The sequence below is a fragment of the Actinotignum sp. usb-actsch-rep-73 genome (assembly GCF_059082735.1).
This window is the reverse complement of the sequence record NZ_JBHNPV010000071.1, coordinates 1-5583: the sequence shown is the minus strand read 5'-3', so window position 1 is coordinate 5583 and position 5583 is coordinate 1. Positions and strand designations below refer to the sequence as shown.

The 5583-nt window shown below is 51.4% G+C and carries 10 protein-coding genes; all 10 read left to right on the top strand.

Translation table 11 applies throughout. The features are described 5' to 3' along the window. The first annotated feature begins 73 nt into the window (after positions 1-73). On the top strand, positions 74-208 hold the full coding sequence (locus AC5RE1_RS05600) for a hypothetical protein (RefSeq protein ID WP_493938449.1): 135 nt from the start codon (positions 74-76) through the stop codon (positions 206-208). Positions 209-210: 2 nt separating this feature from the next. Then, the gene (locus AC5RE1_RS05595) at positions 211-1356 is read left to right on the top strand and encodes an ArdC family protein (RefSeq protein WP_493938448.1); all 1146 of its coding nucleotides are present in this window, start codon (positions 211-213) and stop codon (positions 1354-1356) included. Positions 1357-1493: 137 nt separating this feature from the next. Next, entirely contained in the window at positions 1494-1781 is a 288-nt protein-coding gene (locus tag AC5RE1_RS05590; protein ID WP_493938447.1) for a BrnT family toxin, read from the top strand. Beyond that, positions 1774-2004: a BrnA antitoxin family protein gene (locus tag AC5RE1_RS05585; protein WP_493938446.1), complete on the top strand. Its 231-nt coding sequence runs from the start codon at positions 1774-1776 to the stop codon at positions 2002-2004. The genes AC5RE1_RS05590 and AC5RE1_RS05585 overlap by 8 nt, the downstream gene beginning before the upstream one ends. A gap of 385 nt (positions 2005-2389) precedes the next feature. Then, complete coding sequence (locus tag AC5RE1_RS05580; RefSeq protein WP_195226051.1) at positions 2390-2620, top strand: antitoxin VbhA family protein; 231 nt, start codon at positions 2390-2392, stop codon at positions 2618-2620. Between the two features lie 196 nt (positions 2621-2816). Then, positions 2817-3638, top strand: a complete 822-nt coding sequence (locus AC5RE1_RS05575) for a Fic/DOC family protein (RefSeq protein ID WP_195226050.1) — start codon at positions 2817-2819, stop codon at positions 3636-3638. Continuing rightward, the gene (locus tag AC5RE1_RS05570) at positions 3638-4192 is read left to right on the top strand and encodes a recombinase family protein (protein ID WP_493938445.1); all 555 of its coding nucleotides are present in this window, start codon (positions 3638-3640) and stop codon (positions 4190-4192) included. Before AC5RE1_RS05575 ends, AC5RE1_RS05570 begins: the two co-directional genes overlap by 1 nt. 178 nt (positions 4193-4370) lie before the next feature. Next, positions 4371-4592, top strand: coding sequence for a type II toxin-antitoxin system RelB family antitoxin (gene relB, locus AC5RE1_RS05565; protein ID WP_006680476.1), 222 nt, complete (start codon positions 4371-4373; stop codon positions 4590-4592). After that, positions 4589-4855: a type II toxin-antitoxin system RelE family toxin gene (locus AC5RE1_RS05560; RefSeq protein ID WP_006680477.1), complete on the top strand. Its 267-nt coding sequence runs from the start codon at positions 4589-4591 to the stop codon at positions 4853-4855. Before relB ends, AC5RE1_RS05560 begins: the two co-directional genes overlap by 4 nt. A 356-nt stretch (positions 4856-5211) precedes the next feature. Then, a partial coding sequence (locus tag AC5RE1_RS05555) for a hypothetical protein (protein WP_493938444.1) occupies positions 5212-5583 on the top strand: 372 nt, incomplete at its 3' end.

The following is a 5583-nucleotide window of genomic DNA, read 5'->3' as shown; positions in this document are numbered from 1 at the left end:
CAGCGCGCAGACATACCCCATAAACGCGCTGTAAGGCACCTAGAACGCGCGAACAACTAACCAGGAGATTCAAATGGAAAACCAATACACCACGCTAGAACTCGTAGAAACCCTCATCGAGCAGGTCGAAGCCCAGCAAGACCAGATCGAACAGCTCACGCAACGCCTCCAGGCTCTTGAAGCTCAAAGTGGCAAGGTAGGCAACTAATCATGGCCACCCGCAGCAAAGAAGAAGCCAAAGAAGAACGCGAAGCCAAACTAGCGAAAGCTCACGAAGAAATCGCCGCAGCAGCTGCCCGGTTCAAAGACACACAAACATGGAAAGACATGCTGGACTACATGGCGAAAATGCCCCAGTACTCATTTCGCAACCTCGTGTGGCTCCACACCCAAGCACACCAGCGAGGAAGCAAGGAATCATCGTTTGCTTCCTACACCGCGTGGAAAAAGCTAGGTAGACACGTCCAAAAAGGAGAAAAAAGCTACCACGTCCTCGCCCCCGTCACCTACAAGCTCCCCTTCCTCAAAGATGAGGACCGGCCAATAGACAAAAGCGAGCTAGATAAGTACGACAAGAAAGACATTATCTGGAAGCCCGCCGTCACAGGGTTTACAGTGCGGGCCACATTTGGCTACCACCAAACAGACGGCGAGCCAATCAAAGGCAAAGACCTACCCCAAGTAACCGGGCAGCGTTCCGAACAATTATGGCAACGCGCCAAGCAGATAGTGGCAGACCTTGGATACACCTATGAAGAAACCACGCGCAAAGCTCTTGGAGGCGCATACGGAGTAACAATGCGGCCAATGGTTGAGGGGCAAGGTGAGAAAACCATCGCAGTAGCCACCGACGCGCCTGAGGGCCACCAGTTTAAAACTCTTATTCACGAGATCAGTCATGCCCGACTCCACATGGGCCAGGCAGACGAAACCGGGAGTATGCACAGGGGGATTAAAGAAGTAGAAGCCGAATCATGCGCCTACCTGGTCAGTAAATACTTCGGTCTCGACACAGCCGAATACTCCACCGGATACATCGCCGGGTGGGCAGACGCAAATGAAGAAACCATCCTCGCCACCGGGGAGCGGGTAATCCAAAACTCGAACTGGATCATCGACCAGCTCAACCCGCAAACCCCCAGCGAAGAAGCGGTAAACACTTTAGAGCGCGTACAAACCCGCCAGCACGAACAATCCCAAGTAGAAGAAGCACACGAAACAACACCCACACGCTCAAAGCCACCCTTGCCCGGCATTGGGGAGGTCCCGCAAATTAAGAAGCTAGACCATCCAACCAGACACCCCACCACCCGGCGCGCACCACACCAAACCGCGAGCCTAGCCCTACACAGATAGGAACCAGCTTGAACGCCGGCCATTTTCACCTCGTTTCAGCCTTGGGTTTTAACCCCTAGCCCCCTATGGGGGCGTATCTTGTCTCGGATGCTTTCTAGTTCTTCCTTTTGTGCAGGTTATATGTATATAATATGTATGTGTTTTTTGAGTGGGACGAGCATAAAGCTGCGTTGAATATCGTCAAACACGGGGTGAGTTTTGACGCTGCTGCAGAAGCTTTTTCAGATCCGTATGCGCGTGTGACTCCTGACATTAAGCACTCAGATACTGAGGAACGTTTTTTCCTAATCGGGATGGATCTTCAAGCTCGTGTTCTTACGGTGTGCCATTGTGAACGTTACGGTGGAGAAGCTATAAGAATTATTTCAGCGAGAAAATCAACGAAAACAGAAGCGCAGCAGTATTGGAGGTATCGTCATGAGTGATGTGAAAGATGTTCTAGATATGCCTGCTGAAGTAGACTTTTCACACAGCCAACCAAACCCTTACGTTGCTAAGGTTCGCCGTCGTGTCACAATCAATATTGACAGTGAAACGGTGGACTATTTCAAGGCAGAATCAGCACGTACCGGCATTCCATATCAAACAATCATCAACATGTATTTAAGCGAGTGCCGAGATCAAGAAAAGCACCTTGCTTTTGCCTAACTAAGAGATTTCCCTGTCACCCGAGGGTAGTTCAGTTCTTTCAATCAACGTTCCGTTAGCAACGAAACGCGCGATTCAAACTCAAGCAGAACACGAACACACAACCCCAAGCACACTTGTTCGCTCTATGATTGCCCGCCAACTAGTCGAAACATAAGTCGTCGCGTCCCTCTAGGGGAATATCTAGCCCCTACGACTTACACTCCAGACGAGCGTGCATTATCGACCGATAACGCACACCACAACTACCGAAACAAGAAACCGCGTAAAACCAACCAAACAAAACGTGCAAAACTAGCGCCCAAAACCCAACCCGTGCAGAACCACCACCCATTGAGTAACGCACGCACACACGGTAGAATTTGAATAGCACGTGGGAGGCACCGTGAGCACTTTTGACATTGAGCAACGCTGGCCTGATCTATTCGAAGGTCTTGAGCCGTCACAACGAGAAATCGTCCTAGACACACTCGCCTTGGGTTGGCATGAAGGCAATGAACCAACTCGGCGCGTTGTCAAGAACCTAACCGACTATGTGCGCAGGGAAATAAGCATAGACGAGTATCTGGCGCGTGCAACGGTAGGCGTGCGCCACGGAAGCGAAGAAATATTATGAGCGTGTCAACACAACCGCCTTTAGTATCTCAGGCCGCAGTACGCGAGGCCATATCGTTTGCAGATACTGCACTCGCCTTAGCTGGCCACGCTGTTACTGACCCCTACATTAGAGATTTGCTCGAGCAGTGTTTATCTGGACAAATCAGCGACGCTGAATACCTCGCCCAAGCTATCCAGCACATCCGCCGCACACAGTGAACGAACAACGTTACTACTCTTGGAACGACTACTACATTCCAGGAACGACCACGCTGAGAAATAAATTCGTGACGGCAACCCACCCTTACGGAGAGCCTGACGCTCAAATACTACGAGCAGCAGAAGAAACCGCTACCGCGCTTCGCGCGGGTGAACTGCGTTTACACCCCATCCGCGGCCGTTTTGATTATCAACACATGAAAGCCATTCACTACCACCTTTTCCAAGACGTGTACGAATGGGCAGGACAAGAACGAACCGCGCCAGATACATTCATGGCGAAAGGCTATGCCGATGTGGTGGACTATCCTCCTGGAGACCCTAACGCCCCGTGGCGCACCTATTACTATTACCCTGCAGGACCCGCACTCACCGAAGCAGCAGAACACCAATTTTCTTACATTAAAAACAACAACTACTTTCGCGGCTTAGCCTCCGACGAGCTTATATCAGCATTGGCTGAGTCATGGGGCGAGATCAACACCATTCACCCCTTCCGAGAAGGCAACACCCGCACCCAGTTCATTTTCTACAGCCAGCTTTGCACTCACGCCGGATACAAACTCAACGAAGATTTACTCGCCCCCGGCAAGGCACTGATTGAGGACTTTGTAGCAGCCCGGTTCTACAGCCAAGCCACAGGAAGCAACAAACGATTAGCAAAAGTATTGAGCAAGGCCATCACTCCATTACGGCCACCACTACCCGGCATTGGAGAAGTCCCGCAGCTCAAGAAGTTGGATCATCCAACGCGCCACGTCGCGCCTCAACAGCGTCACAGCAAGAGCAGGAATCACGGTTATGGACGGGGGATGTAATGAGTCTTATTGGTTATGCGCGCGTATCTACTCTGGAGCAGAATCTGGACGGACAACTAGACGCTCTCACGCGCGCAGGGTGTAGTCGTATCTTCACTGACCATGCCTCGGGCGCTAAAACCATGCGCCCAGAGTTAGAGCTGGCGATGGACTATTTGCGTGAGGGTGACACGCTTGTGGTGTGGAAACTCGACCGCTTAGGCCGCTCACTGCCCCACCTTGTTGAGGTTATTGCGGACTTAGATAAGCGTGGCATTGAGTTTCGCTCTCTTACCGAATCGATCGACACTACTACTCCGGGTGGGCGTTTGGTGTTCCACATGGCCGCAGCCTTTGCTCAGTTCGAACGTGACCTTATTAGAGAACGAACACGAGCGGGCCTTGCTGCCGCACGCTCCCAAGGACGGCTTGGAGGCCGGCCCGCGCTCATGACGCCTGAACGGTTAAAGACCGCTAGAGCCATGCAAGAAAACGGCTCTAATAACGCTGAAATTGCCAGGGTACTCGGCGTTAGCCGCTCCACCGTCTCAAGAGCCTTAAACCCTCATAAATAGTTAAGACCCTCGCTAATGCCTGAACTTATGCCCGCTAGCGCGGGGAGTAGGTAAGCGGACGAAATCAGCACTATCCGCCATCACTTCAAGAAAACAGGACTGGCTTTGTCCGGCTAACCATTAACAAACAACACAGATTGAAGTACAATGTACTAAAAGGCGTTGGGAGACGGTAAACATGGCTTTTTCAATCAGACTTAGCGAGAAAGAACGCAAGCTAGCCACAAGCTATTCGCACTTGCACGGGATTTCTTTAGGTGAAGCATTCAAGCAAGCACTGTTCGAACGTATCGAGGATGAATACGACGTACAGATAGCCCAAGAAGCTCTGAACGAGTGGGAACGAGACGGATATAAAACTCGCCCGATTGAAGAATTATGGGAAGAGTGCGGGCTGTGAACTGGCGTTTAGAAACATCCAAAGCATTCGATAAAGAATTTAAAAAGCTCGATCACTACACTCAACGAATCATCAAAGGCTGGATTACTAAAAACCTCATGGAAGCCGACAACCCACGTATTCACGGCAAAGCCTTAACAGGCAATCTCGCTGGCTTATGGCGCTATCGCATCGGCGACTATCGACTCATTGCCGAAATCAAAGACGATAAGCTTTCTATCTTGGCTATCTCCATCGGGCACAGACGCGAGATATACCGCTAAGCAAAAACGGCTAGGAAGTTTCCTAGCCGTTTTTAACGTGATGTGGCCACGCGGTGCGTGGCCTTGTTTCTTTTGTGCCACTGGTGGTGGCAATTGTGGAGCGCGTGAGCGCGCACTCTTCTTGTCTCCGGGGTTTTTTCCTGCTGGCTTTCGAGTCTACGTCGCGTGGTCTGCCCGTCAAACGCTTCGCGTTCAAGTGGGTGCGGGCTTTCACGGCATAAACCACTTCGTTTTTTATTCCATGACCCGCGCCCGCTTGCCGATGGTGACGGGCAGACCTTGTCCGCGACTTATTGACTCCGTGCCAGCCGGCAAAAAGAAAGTCACAACCGACACAGCACCTGGAGGGAGTCATCATGGATAGGGACTTGGCGCTATTAAAGGAGCGCGTAGATGAGTTCATAACCAAACTAGATAGTTTGGTTCAGTCGGATTGCGTGGAGGAGTTGTCTGAATATCTTGACGATTGTTGGGACATTGAGGTTACGTTCAACATGCAAGGAGAGTTCAATGGGTTCAGCTTAGCGGTGGCTCTTGGTGGGCCGAACATTTACATCTCTTACCATCGTTGCCAAGCCGTGGCAACGATTAGCGGTTCGTGGGGCACGATCAACTATCAAGACTGCCTTGGCGCTGATGTGAGCGATGCTCTCTGGGATGCAGGAGAGCGTTTAGCAGAACAGGCGACATACGCGATCGAACGCCGCAGCCGCAACTCGTGGTCACAC

Bases quoted from the DNA above. Each gene is read 5' to 3' on its own strand.
- AC5RE1_RS05600 (WP_493938449.1), top strand. From the start codon at position 74: ATGGAAAACCAATACACCACGCTAGAACTCGTAGAAACCCTCATCGAG.
- AC5RE1_RS05595 (WP_493938448.1), top strand. From the start codon at position 211: ATGGCCACCCGCAGCAAAGAAGAAGCCAAAGAAGAACGCGAAGCCAAA.
- AC5RE1_RS05585 (WP_493938446.1), top strand. From the start codon at position 1,774: ATGAGTGATGTGAAAGATGTTCTAGATATGCCTGCTGAAGTAGACTTT.
- AC5RE1_RS05570 (WP_493938445.1), top strand. From the start codon at position 3,638: ATGAGTCTTATTGGTTATGCGCGCGTATCTACTCTGGAGCAGAATCTG.
- relB (WP_006680476.1), top strand. From the start codon at position 4,371: ATGGCTTTTTCAATCAGACTTAGCGAGAAAGAACGCAAGCTAGCCACA.